This is a genomic window from Paenibacillus ilasis, from assembly GCF_043195395.1.
Taxonomy (GTDB): domain Bacteria; phylum Bacillota; class Bacilli; order Paenibacillales; family Paenibacillaceae; genus Paenibacillus_AQ; species Paenibacillus_AQ lautus.
In genome coordinates this window covers 3,553,907-3,572,650 of sequence record NZ_JBHDJG010000001.1, presented here as the reverse complement: position 1 = coordinate 3,572,650, position 18,744 = coordinate 3,553,907, and the positions used below count along the sequence as shown (strand labels likewise).

The 18,744-nt window shown below is 48.3% G+C and carries 21 protein-coding genes; 19 read left to right on the top strand and 2 right to left on the bottom strand.

The features are described 5' to 3' along the window. Positions 1 to 27: 27 nt before the first annotated feature. The 6 genes from ACETK5_RS16020 to ACETK5_RS15995 all read left to right on the top strand — a co-directional run bounded on the left by ACETK5_RS16020 (position 28) and on the right by ACETK5_RS15995 (position 5,229). On the top strand, positions 28 to 1,281 hold the full coding sequence (locus ACETK5_RS16020) for a methionine gamma-lyase family protein (protein WP_394056712.1): 1,254 nt from the start codon (positions 28 to 30) through the stop codon (positions 1,279 to 1,281). An 82-nt stretch (positions 1,282 to 1,363) separates the two neighbouring features. Beyond that, positions 1,364 to 1,774, top strand: coding sequence for a MerR family transcriptional regulator (locus ACETK5_RS16015; protein ID WP_006209652.1), 411 nt, complete (start codon positions 1,364 to 1,366; stop codon positions 1,772 to 1,774). A 60-nt stretch (positions 1,775 to 1,834) separates the two neighbouring features. Continuing rightward, on the top strand, positions 1,835 to 3,163 hold the full coding sequence (gene glnA, locus ACETK5_RS16010) for a type I glutamate--ammonia ligase (RefSeq protein ID WP_100536454.1): 1,329 nt from the start codon (positions 1,835 to 1,837) through the stop codon (positions 3,161 to 3,163). 152 nt (positions 3,164 to 3,315) lie between these two features. Continuing rightward, entirely contained in the window at positions 3,316 to 3,729 is a 414-nt protein-coding gene (locus ACETK5_RS16005) for a hypothetical protein (protein ID WP_394056709.1), read from the top strand. Positions 3,730 to 3,878: 149 nt separating this feature from the next. Continuing rightward, positions 3,879 to 4,424 (top strand): RNA polymerase sigma factor, encoded by a 546-nt coding sequence (locus ACETK5_RS16000; RefSeq protein ID WP_243390623.1) that lies wholly within the window; start codon positions 3,879 to 3,881, stop codon positions 4,422 to 4,424. Then, positions 4,417 to 5,229: a hypothetical protein gene (locus ACETK5_RS15995; RefSeq protein ID WP_394056707.1), complete on the top strand. Its 813-nt coding sequence runs from the start codon at positions 4,417 to 4,419 to the stop codon at positions 5,227 to 5,229. The genes ACETK5_RS16000 and ACETK5_RS15995 overlap by 8 nt, the downstream gene beginning before the upstream one ends. 68 nt (positions 5,230 to 5,297) lie before the next feature. On the opposite strand, the gene lexA is transcribed toward ACETK5_RS15995, so the two are convergent. Then, positions 5,298 to 5,924 (bottom strand): transcriptional repressor LexA, encoded by a 627-nt coding sequence (gene lexA, locus ACETK5_RS15990; protein WP_006209658.1) that lies wholly within the window; start codon positions 5,922 to 5,924, stop codon positions 5,298 to 5,300. Between the two features lie 175 nt (positions 5,925 to 6,099). Between lexA and ACETK5_RS15985 the strand changes: the two genes are divergently transcribed. The 5 genes from ACETK5_RS15985 to ACETK5_RS15965 all read left to right on the top strand — a co-directional run bounded on the left by ACETK5_RS15985 (position 6,100) and on the right by ACETK5_RS15965 (position 9,150). Continuing rightward, complete coding sequence (locus ACETK5_RS15985) at positions 6,100 to 6,471, top strand: LysM peptidoglycan-binding domain-containing protein (RefSeq protein ID WP_100539319.1); 372 nt, start codon at positions 6,100 to 6,102, stop codon at positions 6,469 to 6,471. 264 nt (positions 6,472 to 6,735) lie between these two features. Then, a complete protein-coding gene (locus ACETK5_RS15980) occupies positions 6,736 to 6,942 on the top strand; it encodes a DUF896 domain-containing protein (protein WP_394056704.1) in 207 nt (68 codons plus the stop codon). 161 nt (positions 6,943 to 7,103) lie between these two features. Further along, on the top strand, positions 7,104 to 7,628 hold the full coding sequence (locus ACETK5_RS15975) for a hypothetical protein (protein WP_071218230.1): 525 nt from the start codon (positions 7,104 to 7,106) through the stop codon (positions 7,626 to 7,628). Between the two features lie 44 nt (positions 7,629 to 7,672). After that, positions 7,673 to 8,464 carry an HAD family hydrolase gene (locus ACETK5_RS15970; RefSeq protein ID WP_326112823.1) on the top strand — a complete coding sequence of 264 codons (792 nt, stop codon included), beginning with the start codon at positions 7,673 to 7,675 and terminating at the stop codon, positions 8,462 to 8,464. A 281-nt stretch (positions 8,465 to 8,745) separates the two neighbouring features. Continuing rightward, a complete protein-coding gene (locus tag ACETK5_RS15965) occupies positions 8,746 to 9,150 on the top strand; it encodes a FixH family protein (protein WP_127590891.1) in 405 nt (134 codons plus the stop codon). An 89-nt stretch (positions 9,151 to 9,239) separates the two neighbouring features. Here ACETK5_RS15965 and ACETK5_RS15960 read toward each other — a convergent pair whose 3' ends face one another. Beyond that, entirely contained in the window at positions 9,240 to 9,776 is a 537-nt protein-coding gene (locus tag ACETK5_RS15960) for a cupin domain-containing protein (RefSeq protein ID WP_071218227.1), read from the bottom strand. Between the two features lie 169 nt (positions 9,777 to 9,945). On the opposite strand from ACETK5_RS15960, the gene metH reads away from it, so the two are divergent. The 8 genes from metH (at position 9,946) to ACETK5_RS15920 (ending at position 18,744) form a co-directional block, all read left to right on the top strand. Continuing rightward, positions 9,946 to 13,386, top strand: coding sequence for a methionine synthase (metH, locus tag ACETK5_RS15955; RefSeq protein WP_394056700.1), 3,441 nt, complete (start codon positions 9,946 to 9,948; stop codon positions 13,384 to 13,386). An 86-nt stretch (positions 13,387 to 13,472) separates the two neighbouring features. Beyond that, positions 13,473 to 14,402, top strand: a complete 930-nt coding sequence (gene rnz, locus ACETK5_RS15950) for a ribonuclease Z (RefSeq protein WP_394056698.1) — start codon at positions 13,473 to 13,475, stop codon at positions 14,400 to 14,402. 369 nt (positions 14,403 to 14,771) lie between these two features. Next, positions 14,772 to 15,566, top strand: coding sequence for a TIGR01457 family HAD-type hydrolase (locus tag ACETK5_RS15945; RefSeq protein WP_394056696.1), 795 nt, complete (start codon positions 14,772 to 14,774; stop codon positions 15,564 to 15,566). Between the two features lie 51 nt (positions 15,567 to 15,617). Next, positions 15,618 to 16,436: a DNA-formamidopyrimidine glycosylase gene (gene mutM / locus ACETK5_RS15940; RefSeq protein ID WP_100536464.1), complete on the top strand. Its 819-nt coding sequence runs from the start codon at positions 15,618 to 15,620 to the stop codon at positions 16,434 to 16,436. After that, a complete protein-coding gene (locus ACETK5_RS15935; RefSeq protein ID WP_100536465.1) occupies positions 16,426 to 17,274 on the top strand; it encodes a deoxyribonuclease IV in 849 nt (282 codons plus the stop codon). The genes mutM and ACETK5_RS15935 overlap by 11 nt, the downstream gene beginning before the upstream one ends. Before the next feature lie 17 nt (positions 17,275 to 17,291). Next, positions 17,292 to 17,630, top strand: a complete 339-nt coding sequence (locus ACETK5_RS15930; RefSeq protein WP_100536466.1) for a cyclic-phosphate processing receiver domain-containing protein — start codon at positions 17,292 to 17,294, stop codon at positions 17,628 to 17,630. Beyond that, complete coding sequence (locus tag ACETK5_RS15925; RefSeq protein ID WP_394056693.1) at positions 17,627 to 17,974, top strand: thioredoxin family protein; 348 nt, start codon at positions 17,627 to 17,629, stop codon at positions 17,972 to 17,974. The genes ACETK5_RS15930 and ACETK5_RS15925 overlap by 4 nt, the downstream gene beginning before the upstream one ends. Beyond that, positions 17,971 to 18,744: an ABC transporter ATP-binding protein gene (locus tag ACETK5_RS15920; RefSeq protein WP_326112816.1), complete on the top strand. Its 774-nt coding sequence runs from the start codon at positions 17,971 to 17,973 to the stop codon at positions 18,742 to 18,744. Before ACETK5_RS15925 ends, ACETK5_RS15920 begins: the two co-directional genes overlap by 4 nt.

Below are 18,744 nucleotides of genomic sequence, written 5' to 3'. Positions count from 1 at the left end.
GTGTAAAAGAGGAGAGAGCAGTTGGTCATGGCAAGATTTTCGCAAGATATACTTGAATTGAGCAGTGAGATTGAATCCAAAATTGGGCAGCGTTTACGGGAGATCGACGCTATCGTTGATTTTAATCAGTGGAAGGTGATCGATGCTTTCCAGAAGTTTCAGGTGAGTGATTTTCATTTTGCGGCTTCCACCGGGTATGCATACAATGATCGCGGCCGCGAAGTGCTGGATGAAGTCTACGCAGACGTATTTGGAGCCGAATCTGCCCTGGTGAGGCCGCATTTTGCTTCGGGTACCCATACGATCTCAACCGCACTGTTTGGTGTGTTAAGGCCAGGAGATGAGCTGTTGTATATTTCGGGGCGTCCCTATGACACCCTCCATAAAGTGATTGGCGAACCCGGCGACGGCACCGGGTCCCTTCGAGATTTCGGAATCGGTTATCAGGAGGTTGCGCTAACAGAACAAGGGGATATTGATTGGGAGCGGGTAGAGAGGGCAATCACGCCTTCAACCAAGGTTATCGGTATCCAGCGTTCTCGAGGATATGATTGGCGTTCTTCGTTCACGGTTTCCCAGATTGGTGACATGGTCAGCCGGATCCGGTCCATCCGTCAGGATTTGATTATTTTTGTTGATAACTGTTACGGCGAGTTTACGGAGCGATTGGAACCGACGGAGGTTGGCGTTGATTTGATGGCGGGTTCTCTTATCAAAAACCCTGGCGGCGGCATTGCCGAAACCGGCGGCTACATATGCGGTAAAGCTGCCTATGTGGATAAGGCAGCCTATCGGCTGACCGCTCCCGGAATCGGACGAGAAGTGGGGGCGATGCTGGGAACGACCCGAGGCATCTATCAGGGATTATTCCTGGCACCATCCACGGTTGGACAAGCGGTCAAGGGCAGCGTTTATGCTGCCGCGATGTTTGAGGCGGTAGGGTTCACAACCAAGCCGGGCTGGCAGGATGAACGGACCGATTTGATCCAGGCCGTATCGTTTACCGGAGCGGATCATCTAATCGCTTTTGTTCAAGGGATTCAGCGGGCTGCGGCAGTCGACAGTCATGTGGTGCCTGAGCCTTGGGATATGCCTGGATACGAACATCCCGTCATCATGGCGGCAGGTACGTTCATCCAGGGAGGAAGCCTTGAATTATCAGCGGACGCGCCGATCCGAGCTCCATATATCGGTTATATGCAAGGCGGCTTGACCTACTCTCATGTTAAATATGGTGTGCTTATGGCCCTCCAAAGCATGAAAGATCGTAAATTGTTGTGAGTTATCCTTACATGCGGTTGACGTGGTTGATCAGGAAATGTACAATAGGATCAGAATAGACCACTTGGAAGGTTGATGAGATATGGGTGATGAGATTCGGAGGAATATGGCGTTATTTCCGATAGGCATTGTTATGAAGCTTACGGATCTATCTGCCAGACAAATTCGCTATTATGAGCAGCATAACTTAATTGTCCCAGCCCGAACGTCGGGCAACCAACGCCTGTTTTCCTTCAATGATGTGGAGCGACTGCTAGAGATTAAGGCTTTGATTGAAAAAGGTGTTAATATCGCCGGCATTAAGCAAGTAATGAACCCAGTCACAAAAGAGTCTGAAGAGGCTACCGTCATTACTCCTGATACCGAGAACAGACGCCGTGAGATGTCAGAGTCCCAGTTGCGACGTTTGCTGAAGCAGGAATTGATTACCGCTAAAAGACCGGGTCAGGTTTCATTGATTCAAGGGGAATTATCCCGGTTTTTTAATAAATAAGGATTGCCATGCTGTAATTCTTCATTAAACTAGTTTTTTATTTAAAAAGGAGAGGATAAAGTGAGTTATACCAGAGAGGACATTCTACGCATTGCCAAAGAAGAAAATGTTCGATTTATCCGCTTGCAATTTACAGATTTGCTTGGAACAATTAAAAACGTTGAAATTCCGTTAAGCCAGCTGCCTAAAGCGCTTGATAATAAAATGATGTTCGACGGTTCGTCCATCGAAGGCTATGTACGTATCGAAGAATCCGATATGTACCTGTACCCGGACCTGGATACCTTCATGATCTTCCCTTGGGTATCCGAGGATCGCGTTGCTCGTCTGATCTGTGATATCTACATGCCTGACGGCACCCCATTTGCGGGAGATCCGCGCGGCATTTTGAAGAGAGCATTGAAGGAAGCTGAAGAGATGGGCTTCACTTCCATGAATGTCGGTCCGGAACCGGAATTCTTCCTGTTCAAAACCGATGAAAAAGGCAACCCGACCATGGAGCTCAATGACCAAGGCGGATACTTTGACCTCGCGCCTACGGATCTTGGCGAGAACTGCCGCCGTGATATCGTATTGACGCTGGAAGAGATGGGCTTTGAAATCGAAGCTTCTCACCATGAGGTTGCTCCCGGCCAGCACGAAATCGACTTCAAATATGCAGATGCGATCAAAGCGGCTGACCAGATTCAAACGTTTAAATTGGTTGTTAAGACGATCGCTCGTCAGCATGGATTGATTGCTACCTTTATGCCAAAACCACTCTTTGGCGTAAACGGCTCCGGCATGCACTGTAACCAATCGCTCTTCAAAGGCGGCGAGAACGCGTTTGTTGACGAGAGTGATGAGCTTGGCTTGAGCGTAACGGCTCGTAACTATATGGCGGGTATTCTTAAGCATGCACGCGCGTTTGCTGCGATTACGAACCCAACGGTGAACTCGTACAAGCGTCTCGTGCCTGGTTACGAAGCACCTTGCTACGTAGCATGGTCTGCAAGTAACCGCAGCCCGATGATTCGTATCCCTGCATCCCGTGGCCTCAGCACGCGTATCGAAGTGCGTAACCCGGATCCAGCGGCGAACCCGTATCTGGCTCTGGCTGTCATGCTGAAAGCAGGTTTGGACGGCGTTAAGCGCGAGCTGTCGCTCCCGGCTCCAATTGACCGTAACATCTATGTGATGACGGAAGAAGAGCGCATTGAGGAAGGCATCCCTAGCTTGCCGGCAAACCTGAAAGAAGCTCTTAACGAATTGATCCGCAGCGAAGTCATTTCCGATGCACTCGGTGATCATGCGCTGGCTCACTTCTATGAACTGAAAGAAATCGAGTGGGATATGTATAGAACGCAAGTTCACCAATGGGAACGCGATCAGTACATTACCATGTATTAATAGAGGAATCCCTCGCGCCGTAAGGCGTGAGGGTTTTTTTGTTTTTCCAATGAAATTGATCCAACAGGACTTATGGCATATTAGTCGGCTTTCAAATAAAATTAGTGAGTAGGTGAAAAGCTGGTAAGTGGAACAACGAAGGAGGCTCGTAAATGGCAACTCTAAGCGACCGCGAAGAGAAAGGAACTCGGGCGGCGTTCGCGTTTATATCTCGTATTGCTGGTGAGGATGAAGGATGCCAGATCAATTTTAAGTTCTTTCAAGCTAACCGAATCATTTATGATTTGAATTTTGGGTGGACCAATATGACAATAAGGAACTTTGTTTCGGTAACTGCTGAATTTCCGCTTGAGTATTTAAATGGTTTTAAATTAGACGGCTTATTTATATCTTTTGAAAAACATTTATACCATCTGAGCTGGGAACAGATGGATCGAAAAGGAATATATCAGTTGCGTTTTTACGGGTCTGAACAGGATTTTCAGTTAACGTCCGACAAAGAATCCATTCGAAGATTCGGTTCTCAATTTAAACAGGCCTGGGAAGAGGCTCCGTTAGTTTCATAGCAATGGCAATAGATTTTGGTTTATGGTTTTGTAGAACCGTTCATGGAATGCAGCTAATACAGAATCGCCCTCCATAAAAGGGGAGATTCTTTTTTTATTTTTCGAAAAAAGGGAACCTTTGCTCACTTCCATGACTCTAATTAGACGAGGTGAATCGGTTGGAGCTGGAATACTTGAAGCAGATGACGGTGATGGACACACAGACACTGGATAAAATCATGAACTTATACGGAAATGATATCTGGAATTACGCTTATTTTCTGACCAAACAGCAAGCACTGGCTGACGATATTGCTCAAGAGGTGTTTATTAAAGCTTATTTTGGCATACATACCTTTCGCGGTCGGGCGACGCTAAAAACGTGGCTGCTTACAATTACAAGACATACCGCGTTTCGATATAAACAAACTTTTTTCTTTCGGAAGGTGACCCTCAAGGACAAGCTGCTCACAGATGCCTCAAGCCGGTCGGCGGAAGTAGAGTATTTGGATGGGCAGTATACCAATGAAATATGGGCCATGATTATGACCTTACCCAGGAAGTTCAGGGAGGTGTTGATCCTGGATCTTTACTATGAGATGTCAATAAATCAGATTGCGGAGTTCCTTAACCTAGCAGCGGGTACCGTAAAATCAAGACTGTATCGAGCAAGGAAAAAAGTACAGAACCTGTTGAAGGAGAATGGCGATGAATGAGGATAAACCAGAATGGTATTCCCGGGCTAAAAACGCTCCCTTTTCAGATGAAAAGTTCACATCCGAAATGAAAAAAAACGTGCATAGGTCCGTGATTTTCACCGACAGCAAGCCTAAACGTCGGAAGCACTTACAAGTTGGATTTGCTGGAGGATTAATGCTTCTGACTATTTTAATTGCCTTTCAATTGCCTTTTGGCAGAGAGGAACAACAGAGAGCAGGGACTTTACCTCATGGTACGGAAGAGACGATCCGAGCACAAGGCGTAACAGATAGGGGAAGGTTGAGTGTGGTTGCTGTAGAAAAGGAAAAAATAACGACATTGGGAGCACCGAGCTGCTTCGGCCTCGAAACCGACCTGTCGTTTACCGGAAACTACAGCGTACGATATCCTTCTCATGGCGTTACGGGTGAAGTCGCCACGCTGGAGGACATTACTTTTATTCAACCGACCTCTGCAGCAGTCGATATGATTCGTTTGCCGTTTCAGGATGCTGATGTATTTATACTTGCACCGCAATATAAGGATTGCCATGGGATAGAAATCTACGCATTCGCCGTTGATCATGAAACGGGTCATGCAGTGCAGCTCCGGTTCCAGGAAGAAATGATGGTATCCGACACTTCCTATTACAGACCAGGCACGATTCCTATGGTGAAAGATAATAAGCTTGTTCTAGAGTCCACGGAGGGGCCTGGCGGAGAAGGTTCAGACTTTAAACTCACGCGAACGTATCGGCTGGATCTTAGGCAAAATGCTATGGTACTAGTCCAAGGCAATACAATGAAATCCCCTGCGAGTTAAATAAAACAAGTAAAGAGGTTACCATCCAATTAAGGGAGGTAACCTCTTATATTCATAGATATATGAAATTAGTGGACGTCCCTGAAGAGTCCGATTACTTTACCGAGAATCGTAACATGGTTGAGGCGCAGTGGCTCGTAGGTAGGATTCTCCGGTTGCAATCGTACATGATCCTTCTCCTTGTAGAAGGTCTTTACCGTTGCTTCGTCTTCTTCGGTCATCGCTACAACAATGTCGCCATTGTCTGCAGTTTGCTGCTGGCGAACAATGACATAGTCGCCGCTGTGAATGCCAGCTTCGATCATACTGTCACCGACAACCGACAACATGAACACCTTATCGTCGCCTACATAATGCTGCGGGAGCGGAAAATAATCTTCAATGTTCTCCATGGCTGTAATAGGAACACCTGCAGTGACTTTACCGACAACAGGCACTCTGGCAATGGTGTGGGTAAACAGGTTCGCGCTATCGGACTCTTCTTGGCCAAGGAGCTCGATGGCTCTTGGTTTCGTAGGGTCACGGCGAATGAGGCCTTTCTTCTCCAGACGGTCTAGATGTCCATGGACCGTTGAACTGGAGGCTAGTCCGACAGCCTCGCCGATTTCCCGGACAGAAGGCGGGTAACCCTTGCTACGAACTTCGTTGCGGATAAACTCTAAGATCGCCAGCTGGCGGCTGGATATTTTCGACATGCCGTATCAACCCCATTTAGTAACGTTTGGGAAAATTATAACATAGAACTTCCGTTCGTACAAACATAAGTTCTAAATAAAAATAGAACAAATGTTCTTTTGGGTATTGAATCAAACAGGTGTTCGTGTTAATATAAATCCATAAGAGAACACTTGTTTGGGAGATGATGATTCCATGTTGAAATACAGTACATACCGCAGCATTTATGAGAACGTTCCAGTGCAAACGAAGAATTCCTCGGAGACTTGGAGCAATCAATTGAAGTCCAGAATGGCATCCATTCCATTTATAAAGCTTTTATTCATCCTCTTGATCGTAGCTTCATTTTGGACAGGAGCATATTCCGTTTTTGCCGGGGGGATGGACAAGCCCACTGGGGAGAAGCAGGTTATTGTTCAATATGGTGATAGTTTGTGGCGAATTGCTTCCCTTCATAAACCGGCAGATATGGATACGAGAGTCTATCTGGATAGCATCCGAAGAATTAACGGATTGAAAGGTCCGGATATACAGGCCGGAGAGGTGTTGTCTTTACCGGTCTGGTAATTGGACGACGCTAAGAGCAAACCTTTCCTTATATATGTCCCTACTTCTCGCTTTATATTTCTAAGCTTGCCTAACGAAGTGATTTCACGCAGTATAAGCGTGTTTATAATAGACGACTATTGATTTCTTAACATAGAGGAACCCATTTATGGCATCATATGTTCATATTTGTTCTTAATAAGAGTTTGCAAGGGTGCTGTTGCCTTGACAAGCTCTTTTTCACATGTTTAAGTTATACATGATATCGGAATTGGAGGAGAAGTCATGGACATCGATACTTTGGTTGAACGCATCAATGTACTAGCAAGAAAACAGAAGAGTGAGGGATTGACCCCGGAAGAGCTCAAAGAACGGGCTGAGCTTCGGGAAATATACCTTAATAATATTCGCAGTAATTTTAGACAACAGCTGGATTCGATCGAATGGGTTGATGAAAATGAACAAAAAGGCGGCCCGCGATTAAAGCATTAGTCGATCAACTGTCGCATGGATCTACAACAGTGGATTCATGACCAGATAGATGGATAGAATTATAATACTTGGGGTGCCGATTATTCGTGGAATCGAATACGGTTACCCCAAGTTTATATATGGATTGGTAATATTTTGAAATTGAGTTCAGGGGGAACTATATGTCACGATCATGGGAAAGAAAAGTCAACAAAAATATGTCACAGCTGAACAAGCAGCGTAAAAAGCAGGGACTGACCTCATACCAAGGCTCTGCCGTCAATGATAAGCATGACGTGTTTAAGGGGCGTAAGTATGTTCTTCCGTTAGTACTCGTTGCACTGGCTGGTTTGTATGCGCTTCTCGGAACGGCGACATCCCAGGCAGCCGGCGGAAGCAATGACGTGTTGAATTGGGTTGGTGTCAGCTTGTATATCCTGTTAGCGCTCATGATTTTCCTACGCAAACCTTATTTGAAGATTGAGCGTGCTTCCGTTTCCACGATGAAGTTCAATCGGGAACGTCGTTTGGCTGTATCGGATATCGAGAAGATCAAATTGGCTTCGGGTTCCGTCGTGATCCAAGGCAAGGGGAAAGCAGGCAACTGGGTATTCTCGCGTATGATGAATCTTTATGATACAAAAGCGATGGGCGAAAGATTGGAAGAGTTCGCAAAGACTCATCAAATTCCAGTGGAGCATAATTAACATATAGAATAGATCACAGTGTATATATGAGGAGTGGGAGAGACATGCCGATAGCTGCGGTTTTGTTTGATTTGGACGATACGTTATTGTGGGATGAACGTAGTGTGGAGGAAGCGTTTGAAGTGACATGCCAGGCCGGAGCGGACGAGACCGGCGTAGATGCCCAATCACTTTTGGCCGCAGTACGGGAAGAAGCGAGAGCATTATATGAATCATATGATACCTTTGCTTTTACCAAAATGATCGGAATTAACCCTTTTGAAGGCTTGTGGGCTAATTTTACGGCTGGTTCGCAGCCTGAATTCAGAAAGCTGCAGGAGCTGGCACCCGTATACCGCAAGGAATCATGGCGACGCGGACTTCAGCGCCTGGGCGTTGATAATGAACGATTGGCCGAGACGCTGGCTGCCCAATTCGCTGCTGAACGCAGAACAAGACCATACGTATATGAAGAAACGTTTGAAGTTTTGAAGGAATTGCAGGGGAATGTGAAGCTGCTGCTTCTTACGAACGGAAGTCCGGATCTGCAGCAGGAGAAGCTGGATGGTGTTCCGGAACTGGTTCCTTACTTTGATCATATCATCATTTCCGGTGATTTTGGCAAAGGGAAGCCGGATGTTTCCATCTTCCAGCATGCACTTGACTTGTTAGGTGTCGAGGCGGATCAGGCCGTGATGGTGGGAGATAAGCTGACCACAGACATTAAAGGCGGAAATGCGGCTGGACTGCATACGGTTTGGATCAATCGGGTAAACCGACCTCATGATCCGTCCATTCAACCGAAGTTTGAGATTAAACATTTATCGGAGCTTCATGCCATCGTGGCATCTTTATAGACCATACAATTAAGAGCTAGGCCGAATAATTGATACGCTAAACGTACATAGAAACAGCCCTAACAGCAGATTCAGCGGTTATGGGCTGTTTTTTTGTTGGTTATACGATCTGAATTCAACCTTGCCCCTTGGCTATGATAAACGTCACACAATTGTAAGCTGCATGAGATAGAAGTAAAAGAATTATGCGATATAATGGATTAGGAAACTTACGTCGTTTGGAAATGACCATTACGTGAATGAACCATACATAGCCCTATTTTGTAAAAGAGGTGTAGAGCATGACCAGAAAAAAGATGGCCCTAATTGCAGCCATGGTGCTGATGGCGGTTGCGCTTGCTGCATGTAATGACAGCAAGGCGGAATCCGGAGATGATGTGATGGCGGAACCGATCATCGTTGAGCTGTCTCTGACGCCGGAGAGCATTAAGGCTGGCGAGAAGGTGTTGATCGAAGCGAAGGTGACGCAAGCCGGCAGCCCGGTGGAAGATGCGAACGATGTGGAATTTGAAGTCACGCTGGAAGGCGGAGGCGTTCAGGCGAAGGTCCCGGTCAAGCATGATCAAGGCGGGGTTTACAAAATGGAGAAAACCTTCGATGAGGCTGGAACCTATCGTATCGTTTCACATGTCACGGCGAGAGGACAGCATTCTATGCCGCTAAAGGAACTGAAGGTAACGGAGTAACGTTTCGCTAATACATAAGGCAGCGCATGATCCGCAAGTGGATGGATGCGCTGCCTTATTCCATTTTCCTATTCAATCTGCCCTCAGGCTTATTGGAACTGAGGATCTTCTACCGGTGTAGCAACCCAGCCGTTCTCTTCAATGAAAAGACGAACTGCGATGATCTGCTTGTTCTCCATCAATGTGAAGAAGTGAGGCGTATTTTCCGGTACGGAAATGACATCGCCTGGCTCAAGCTCTACATTAAAGTAACCGACATCGTCGGAGCCCTTAATAATGAAGATTCCTTTACCGCCGACAATCGCACGGATTTCGTCTTCCGAGTGGGTGTGAACCTCTTCGAATTTTTTCAGCAGGTCCTCTATATTGGGCGTGGACTCGGAAAGTGTGATGACATCCCAAATTTTGTAGCCGCGTCTTGCAGCCAAGTCGCGAATTTCTTCATCAAAGATGTCCAAAATGCGCTTCTTATCGTCATCACTAAGCTTGAAATTTTCTTGAAGCGCTGCCGGGAGTTTTTCCATATTCCAGTGCTCGTAAACAACCTCTTGGTTATTCAGGAATTCCCGAACATTTTCTTCTCCAGTAATGCGTTCGTTCGTGTTGCGAATCACAATCTCTGCCATAGCTTTAACCCTCTTTCTCCCGTTGGATTAATATGTATTATAGCCCCCCTCACAGCATTTGTCATCTGAAAATGTGGATTTGTACCCATTGCTGCGCAATATTTCAGCTTTTCTATTGAAAAATATTCTGATACACTAAGATTTAACGTTTTCGGGGGAGGTTTACGAGTTGAACAAGCCTAGCTTACAAGAAGTACTTAAAGAACGAATATTAATTCTTGATGGTGCCATGGGTACGATGATCCAGCAGGAGGACCTCTCAGCTGAAGATTTTGGCGGTCCGGACCTTGATGGCTGTAATGAAATGCTGGTCATTCATCGGCCGGATGTCATTCAGAAAATACATGAACAATATCTTGAAGCAGGTGCCGACCTGATTGAAACCAATACGTTTGGCGCAACCTCGGTTGTGCTTGCTGAATACGATATACCTGAACTTGCCCGGGAAATCAACTTGAAAGCGGCTCATTTGGCCCGTGCAGCGGTTGAAAAATATTCCACGCCGGACAGCCCGCGCTATGTGGTAGGAGCGATGGGTCCGACAACCAAGACGCTATCGGTTACCGGCGGTGTGACCTTTGCCGAATTGATCGAGAGCTACGAGGAGCAAGCCGTTGCCTTGATTGAAGGCGGGGTTGATGCGCTTTTGCTCGAAACATCGCAGGATACATTAAACGTGAAAGCCGGGAGCATTGGGATTCGCCAAGCGTTTGATAAAACGGGCGTCACGCTTCCAATCATGATATCCGGTACGATTGAACCGATGGGAACGACGCTGGCCGGACAAAATATAGAGGCATTCTACATTTCTTTGGAACATCTGAATCCCGTATCCATTGGCCTTAACTGTGCAACGGGCCCGGAATTCATGCGTGACCATATTCGCTCCTTATCCGAAATGTCGAGAAGTGCCATTAGCTGTTATCCTAACGCAGGTCTCCCAGACGAGAACGGGCAGTACCACGAATCCCCTGAATCGTTGGCTCAAAAGATGGGGGCTTTTGCTGAAAAAGGCTGGCTTAACATCGCCGGCGGATGCTGTGGGACCACACCCGACCATATTCGCGCTTTAAAACAAACGATGGATGGCTTCTCCCCACGACCGCTGGATGGTGGACATTTGCCGGCATTATCCGGTATCGAGCCAGTTTATATCGAGCAGGAAAACCGACCGTATATGGTGGGGGAGAGAACGAATGTTCTGGGTTCCAGGAAGTTTAAACGATTAATTGTAGAAGGTAAATATGAGGAAGCCTCCGAGATCGCACGTGCACAGGTCAAGAATGGGGCACATGTCATTGATGTTTGCGTACAGGACCCGGATCGTGAAGAATCGGAAGATATGATTAAGTTTCTGGAGCTAGTAGTTAAAAAGGTTAAAGTGCCGCTCATGATTGATACCACCGATCCGGCCGTTATTGACCTGGCGCTGCAATATTCGCAAGGGAAGGCGATTATTAACTCCATTAACCTTGAAGACGGTGAAGAGAAGTTTGAGCATGTGATCCCGTTGGTGCATAAATACGGTGCCGCGGTTGTTGTAGGAACCATTGATGAGACCGGTCAGGCGATCCATCGTGACGACAAGCTGAAGGTAGCCCAGCGTTCTTATGATCTGTTGGTGAACAAATATGGCGTTTCGCCTGAGGACATTATTTTCGACACACTTGTATTCCCGGTAGGTACGGGGGACGAACAATATATCGGATCAGCGAAGGAAACGATTGAAGGCATCCGCATCATAAAAGAAGCCATGCCAAAAGTGCATACGATCCTCGGCATCAGTAACGTTTCCTTTGGATTGCCGGAAGCGGGCCGCGAAGTCTTGAACTCCGTGTATCTGTACGAGTGCACCAAAGCGGGATTGGATTACGCAATCGTGAATACCGAGAAGCTGGAGCGTTATGCCTCAATCCCGGAAGAAGAGCGCCGACTGGCAGAGGATTTGATTTACCGCACCAACGATGAGACGTTGGCTGCTTTTGTGGCGGCATTCCGGGATAAAAAGGTAGAGAAGAAGGAGAAGGTATCCAATCTGACACTCGAGGAGCGACTTGCATCCTATGTAGTGGAAGGTTCCAAGGAAGGCCTCATTCCGGACTTAGATGAAGCATTAACCAAATACGGCGCGCTGGAGATCATTAATGGCCCGCTGATGGCCGGGATGACCGAGGTTGGACGCTTGTTTAACAACAACGAACTCATTGTGGCTGAGGTGCTTCAAAGTGCCGAAGTGATGAAAGCCTCCGTGGCGTATCTGGAATCCTTTATGGAGAAAAACGAATCGTCGGTCAAAGGGAAAATCATGCTGGCCACTGTGAAAGGGGACGTGCATGATATCGGTAAAAACCTGGTGGAGATCATCCTGTCCAACAATGGTTATCAAATCATTAATTTGGGTATAAAAGTACCACCGGAGCAAATTATCGAGGCATACCGTCGTGAGCAGCCTGATGCGATCGGGTTGTCTGGTTTGTTGGTCAAATCAGCGCAGCAGATGGTATCCACCGCACAGGATTTGAAAAACGCGGGCATTAGCGTTCCCATTATGGTAGGCGGGGCCGCTCTGACGCGGAAATTCACGAAGACGCGCATTCGCCCCGAGTATGACGGGATGGTGCTCTACGCGAAGGACGCGATGGATGGGCTCGCATTGGCCAACCAGCTGAGCGATCCGGTGCTGCGGACCCAAATGGCGGAAGAGATTAAGGCGGAGCAAGAAGCGGATGCCGCGGCACCTCAGGTAGTAAAAGTAATGCCGAAGCTGTCTGAAGGACTGCGTTCCAAAATATCGACCGATGCTCCCGTCTATATACCGCCGGATATGGAGCGGCATGTGCTCCGGAATTACCCGATTTCGCATATCCTGCCTTATATCAACATGCAGATGCTGTTGGGACATCATTTAGGCCTGAAAGGTTCAGTGGAACAGCTGCTGAAAGCCAATGACCCGAAGGCGGTATCGCTTAAGGAAACCGTTGATGGTATTCTGGAAGAGGCCGTTCAATCGGGGATCATACAGGCGCATGCGATGTACCGTTTCTTCCCGGCACAGTCGAGAGGAAATGATGTTCTCATATACGATCCGAAAGATACAACAAAAGTATTGCATACCTTTACGTTTCCAAGACAGCAGGTTGAGCCGTACCTGTGCTTGGCGGATTTCCTGAAATCCGTAGACAGCGGGGTAATGGATTACGTTGGATTCCTTGTCGTTACTGCCGGACATGGCGTCGGAAAATTGTCCGGGGAATGGAAGGATAAGGGTGACTATTTGCGCTCCCATGCGCTTCAATCCGTCGCACTGGAAACGGCAGAAGGGCTGGCGGAGCGGATTCACCATATGATGCGGGATACGTGGGGATACCCCGATCCGGCTGACATGACGATGAAGCAGCGCTTGGGTGCGAGATACCAAGGCATTCGCGTATCCTTCGGGTATCCGGCCTGTCCGGATCTGGAGGATCAGGAACCGTTATTTAAATTGATGCAGCCAGAAGATATCGGCGTTCATCTTACCGAAGGTTTCATGATGGAACCGGAGGCATCAGTATCCGCCATGGTGTTCAGCCATCCGGAGGCTCATTATTTTAACGTGGATAAAGCTTAACATTTGAATACCGGTACAGCCGGTTTGAAATCCTCCGAATGTTTCGGGGGATTTCTCCGGTTTACAACCGAAAGGGGAGAAGAGGGATGGAACTCTATTTTTTAGGAACAAACGCGGGGGTTCCTACGCTGCAGCGTAACGTGACCTCGATTGCACTGCGTATGCTGGAAGAACGAAGAAGTCTGTGGCTGTTTGATTGTGGAGAAGGCACGCAGCATCAAATATTGAAGTCCCCGCTCAAGCTGTCCAAGCTTGAAAAGGTATTCATTACCCATATGCACGGTGATCATGTATTCGGTTTGCCAGGTTTGCTATCCAGCCGAGGTGCCCAAGGGGTAACTTCACCCCTGACGATATATGGTCCCCCAGGTATTAAGGTTTTCATTGAAACTACGCTGAGCATCAGCCAATCACGTGTCCCATATACGATGGAGGTTATTGAGCACACCGGTGGCATATTGTTTGAGGATGATAACTTCCTCGTGGAATCGGCAAAGCTGGATCACAGGGCCGAGAGTTATGGCTACCGTATCGTGGAGAAGGATCTCCCCGGCAGTCTGGACCTGAAACGGTTGGCGGATTATGGACTCAAGCCAGGGCCGCTTTATGGCAAGCTAAAAAGAGGGGAGAGCGTGGAACTCGGCGACGGGCGATGGATTCACGCCTCTGATGTGCTCCTGACACCGAAAAAAGGGAGAGTGGTCACGATTCTCGGGGATACAAGGCCATGCCCTGGAGTGGAGGCTCTGGCCAAAGGTGCCGATCTTCTGGTTCATGAAGCCACTTTTATGGAGGATCTGTCGGAACTAGCGCACGAATACTATCACAGTACGGCTAAACAGGCAGCGGAAGCAGCCAAACGGGCTGAAGTACGATCGCTGTTCCTGACCCACTTCAGCTCCCGGTATAAGGATATTGAACACTTGCAGCCGCTGCTCAAGGAAGCGCAGGAGATTTTTGAAAATACACGCCTGGCAGAGGATTTCGGATTGTACCCAATCCAGCGCAGATCATAAGTGGACAAAGCTGCTGTTTACAGGGAAATATCGAGTGATGGAGTGAATTATTTTCCGGGAAAGCGCAGGAAATGACAAACCGGTTTATAATCACTAACGCTTGGACAGTCTTCGATCTCTTTCGACTGATTTGCCGCCGGGCTGCGATACTCGCCATGAACCTTGCAACCGGAAGTAGCCTTCTTTACAATAATACTAACTGGGGTTTCAGCGTAAGCAAACTTCAGCGCAGTGTATGAACCATGGTTATACATATTTATACCGATATATGCGATGATTGACATCACGGCGATGCCGAGAAAGCTCATACTTTAGCCGATGAATCATTTATGGCGTGAAGGAAAGAAATAAAGAAGGTGCTATCAACTTATGGAAAAACCAAAACCCAAAGGATTACTAATTGATCTGGATGGAACGTTGTATCATGGCCGGCATCGAATTGAGGGGGCAGACCTTCTCATCGAGCGGCTGAAGGAATTGCAGATTCCGTTTCTGTATGTAACGAATAATTCATCAAGGACACCCGAACAGGTTGCGGCGCATCTGATGGAGATGGGGATCCCTGCCTTACCGGATGAAGTATGCACCTCCTCCCTGGCTGCAGCTAAATATATCGCTGAGAAGTCGCCGGGTGCCAAAGTGGCGATGCTCGGAGAAGAGGGGCTCCGTGAAGCGCTTTTGTCTGCAGGTCTGAACATCGTGGAGCAGTCCCCTGACTATGTGATTCAAGGAATCGACCGCTCGTTCCATTACGAGAAGTTAACACGTGCCGTTCGCTGGATTCAGGAGGGAGCCGTGTCGATATTGACCAATCCGGATTTGCAGCTTCCATCGGATACCGGCTTGATGCCCGGTGCAGGTTCGCTGGGTGCTGCGATCGAAGCCGCATCCGGAGTGAAACCGACGGTCATCGGAAAGCCGTCCTCGATTTTAATGAAGTTTGCTTCGGATCGCCTCGGTCTGGCCCCGGAGGAAACTTATGTAATCGGAGATAATATACGTACGGACATCGCGGCTGGCGCGCATGCAGGCTGTAAGACGGTGCTCGTTATGACCGGAATCACGACCGATCACAATATGGAGGCGCATATGGAAGCCACGGGGGTTACACCGGACTTTATCTGCCGGGATTTGAGCGAAGTGAAAAATCTGCTGTGTTCATAATGATCGAGAGTGTACATAAACTTTTGTGATTGACGAAAGGGAAGATGAATCATGCCGGAACTGCCGGAAATGGAAAATTACCGAAGATTGTTATCACAGAGCATTTTGAATGTGCCAATCACGAATGTCGTCGTGAACCGTGAAAAATCACTAAATGTGACGGTTGAAGACTTTACTTCCGTGCTAAAGGGAAGCAAGGTCATTTTTGTGGAACGTCGAGGCAAGCATCTCATATTCCATCTGCATAACGGAGGCAGATTGCTGCTTCACCTCATGCTGGGCGGCATTTTGTATTTAGGGCATAGGGATGAGGAGCGTCCCTCAAGGTCGACCCAGGTCGAGATCACATTTGGTGATCAGGTGCTGTATTTTATCGGTCTGCGTCTGGGTTACTTGCACTTCCTAACGGCCCGAGAAACGGAAAATGCGCTTAAAGAGCTTGGACCTGAACTTCTGGATCGGCGAATGACCAAAGCGCGCTTTGTCGAACTGATCGGAAAACGGCGGGGCGCTTTAAAAACAACGCTGGTCAATCAGCAGGTTGTCGCCGGAATCGGCAACTGTTACGCGGATGAGATTGCCTTCGATGCCCAAATCCACCCGCTGTCCAAAATTCAGGATCTATCGGAGCAGTCTTTAGAGCAGTTATACGAGAGTACCGTTAAAGTGATGCACGAGGCAACGGATGGCGGCGGATATATGGAAATGCCGTTTCAGGAAGGGGACACCCTGACGGGGGCTTATAACGACGAGTGCAAAGTTTATGATCGCGAAGGAGAGCCCTGTGTTCGCTGCGGCACGCCGATCGTGAAGGCGGAGCATACCTCGCGCAAAGTGTTCTTTTGTCCGAACTGTCAGCATGAAGTCTAAAGTCCGGATTGGAAGCCATGTCAGCACACGCGGCGGATTTCTCGCAGCAGCTCAGCATGCAGCCGGCATCGGTTCACTCGCGTATCAGTATTTCCCGAAAAATCCACGCAGTCTTCACTTGAAGACGCCGGACGTCCGCAATGCCGCCGCATGCTCAACGTTTTGTCAGGAACAAGGACTCGTTTCGATCGCGCACACACCGTATCCGACGAATATGGCGGTTGGCTTAACCCGGGGAGAAGCGTTTTACCAATTGACCGTAGATTCCCTAAAGAACGATCTCATGATTGCGGAGGCTTGCGGATCGCTGGGTATCGTGGTTCATTTTGGGCATCTCAAGAGTCAGAATGTTCTTGAAGGATATCAGAATATTATTCGCTGCATGAATGATGTGTTGTCTTCTTGGACGGGCAGGGCCAAGCTGCTGATCGAGAATCAGGCGGGCGACCATGGGTCCATGGGGATGACGCTAGAAGAGAGCGTGAAGGTTAGACAGCTTGCCGATTATCCGGAAAAAATAGGCTTTTGCCTGGATACCTGCCACTTGTTTGCCGCCGGAGGATGGGACATTTCGAATACGGATGAGCTCCTTGCCAGGGGCAAGTCGCTAGCTTATTGGGAATCTACCGTTGCCGTTCATTTGAACGATTCGAAATATGGGGCCGGCTCAAGAAAAGATCGCCACGCCCGCATCGGACAAGGTATGATAGGCACAGAAGCTCTGAAGCGTCTGGTTCTGGCACCGGAACTTGCGGGCAAAGCATTTGTCCTGGAAAGTGAAAAAGGGGCTGACGGCACGCATCGGGAAGACATCGCCAAGGTGCTGTCCTGGTCCTGATTAAGGGAGAGAGGAATATGATTCATCTGTATTTAGACGACTGGCGTCCCAATCCGAAGGGATTTGCGCTGGCTCGAAACGGGGAAGAGTGTTTGCTGATGCTCCGTGAATGCGAAGTGGACGTTCTGTCGCTTGACTTTGAACTGGGGCATGGCCAAATGAACGGCGGAGACGTGGTTACAGCCATGATCGCCGAAAACCTGCAGGCTAAGGAAATATATTTGCATACCTCAAGTCCGTCAGGCCGAAGAAAAATGTATGAGCTGCTCTATGAGCACATGCCGAAAAGCGTCAAGGTCCACAATGGACCGATGCCCGAATCCGTGCTGCGGGAAGTTGCCCAGGGTGCAAGATGATTGAGGTTACGCAGCGTGAATTGACGGAGAGGCTTGAATGGCACGAGCGTCTGACGAAACGGGATGCGAATGCGGATCCTGTCATCGTATTTTTACATACGCCATTATGCGGCACTTGTTCCGCTGCGCGTAAGATGATCAACATCGTGGAACATGTGGTGCCGGATGTACAGCTGCTCGAAGCCGATGTGAACTTTCTTCCGGGCATTGTGGAACGGTATCAAATCCGCAGCGTACCTGCATTGTTGGCCATCCAGTCCAGCCCCCTCGCTGAGCCGGAGGTGCTGTACCGGATGGGTTCCGTGCAGGATATCGTAAGTTTTATTAGGAGCGTGAAGCCGTGATTTCGCTACAGCACGTGTCGCTCGTCAGAGGGAATCGTCATATTCTGCATGATGTTAGTATTGAGATGAAGCCGGGACAGAACTGGGCTATCTTGGGCAGGAACGGATCAGGCAAAACGACGCTGCTGGAAATGATGACAGGCTATATGTTTCCTTCCAGCGGGCGCGTTGAGGTTCTTGGCCATGTATACGGTCAATGTGACGTTCGGGAGGTCCGCAAATCGATCGGTTATATTAGCCAGTCGTTATTGGAGAAATTGACGCTGAGCGACCCGGTCTGGGAGGTTGTGGCAACAGGGGCTTACGCCTTTCTGCGCTTCTACCAGGACATACCGGAAGAGGCCAGAAACCTAGCTTATACCCTGCTGAACGAAATGAATTTCGGCCATTTGGCGGAGCAGCCTCTCGGGATATTGTCCCAGGGTGAACGGAAAAAGGTGATGCTGGCACGATCCCTCATGGCCGATCCAAAGATTCTGATTATGGATGAACCGTGCGCCGGTCTGGATTTGTATGAAAGGGAGAAGATGCTGCATGAGATTGACCGGCTGAGGCAGCGTAATATTACGGTCGTGTACGTCACGCATCATATCGAGGAGATTGTCCCTTTATTTACTCATGTGGCGCTTATTAAAGACGGACGGTTGACGGCCGCGGGACGCAAAGAAGAAGTTTTGAACCATGAACTTATCAAACAAACTTATGATATCGACGCTCAGCTGGAATGGGATGGCGGACGTCCCTGGATCAAAGTTATTTCTGGAGGTTAA

Bases quoted from the DNA above. Each gene is read 5' to 3' on its own strand.
- ACETK5_RS16020 (WP_394056712.1), top strand. From the start codon at position 28: ATGGCAAGATTTTCGCAAGATATACTTGAATTGAGCAGTGAGATTGAA.
- ACETK5_RS16015 (WP_006209652.1), top strand. From the start codon at position 1,364: ATGGGTGATGAGATTCGGAGGAATATGGCGTTATTTCCGATAGGCATT.
- ACETK5_RS16005 (WP_394056709.1), top strand. From the start codon at position 3,316: ATGGCAACTCTAAGCGACCGCGAAGAGAAAGGAACTCGGGCGGCGTTC.
- ACETK5_RS15995 (WP_394056707.1), top strand. From the start codon at position 4,417: ATGAATGAGGATAAACCAGAATGGTATTCCCGGGCTAAAAACGCTCCC.
- lexA (WP_006209658.1), bottom strand. From the start codon at position 5,924: ATGTCGAAAATATCCAGCCGCCAGCTGGCGATCTTAGAGTTTATCCGC.
- ACETK5_RS15985 (WP_100539319.1), top strand. From the start codon at position 6,100: ATGTTGAAATACAGTACATACCGCAGCATTTATGAGAACGTTCCAGTG.
- ACETK5_RS15980 (WP_394056704.1), top strand. From the start codon at position 6,736: ATGGACATCGATACTTTGGTTGAACGCATCAATGTACTAGCAAGAAAA.
- ACETK5_RS15975 (WP_071218230.1), top strand. From the start codon at position 7,104: ATGTCACGATCATGGGAAAGAAAAGTCAACAAAAATATGTCACAGCTG.
- ACETK5_RS15970 (WP_326112823.1), top strand. From the start codon at position 7,673: ATGCCGATAGCTGCGGTTTTGTTTGATTTGGACGATACGTTATTGTGG.
- ACETK5_RS15965 (WP_127590891.1), top strand. From the start codon at position 8,746: ATGACCAGAAAAAAGATGGCCCTAATTGCAGCCATGGTGCTGATGGCG.
- ACETK5_RS15960 (WP_071218227.1), bottom strand. From the start codon at position 9,776: ATGGCAGAGATTGTGATTCGCAACACGAACGAACGCATTACTGGAGAA.
- rnz (WP_394056698.1), top strand. From the start codon at position 13,473: ATGGAACTCTATTTTTTAGGAACAAACGCGGGGGTTCCTACGCTGCAG.
- ACETK5_RS15945 (WP_394056696.1), top strand. From the start codon at position 14,772: ATGGAAAAACCAAAACCCAAAGGATTACTAATTGATCTGGATGGAACG.
- mutM (WP_100536464.1), top strand. From the start codon at position 15,618: ATGCCGGAACTGCCGGAAATGGAAAATTACCGAAGATTGTTATCACAG.
- ACETK5_RS15935 (WP_100536465.1), top strand. From the start codon at position 16,426: ATGAAGTCTAAAGTCCGGATTGGAAGCCATGTCAGCACACGCGGCGGA.
- ACETK5_RS15930 (WP_100536466.1), top strand. From the start codon at position 17,292: ATGATTCATCTGTATTTAGACGACTGGCGTCCCAATCCGAAGGGATTT.
- ACETK5_RS15925 (WP_394056693.1), top strand. From the start codon at position 17,627: ATGATTGAGGTTACGCAGCGTGAATTGACGGAGAGGCTTGAATGGCAC.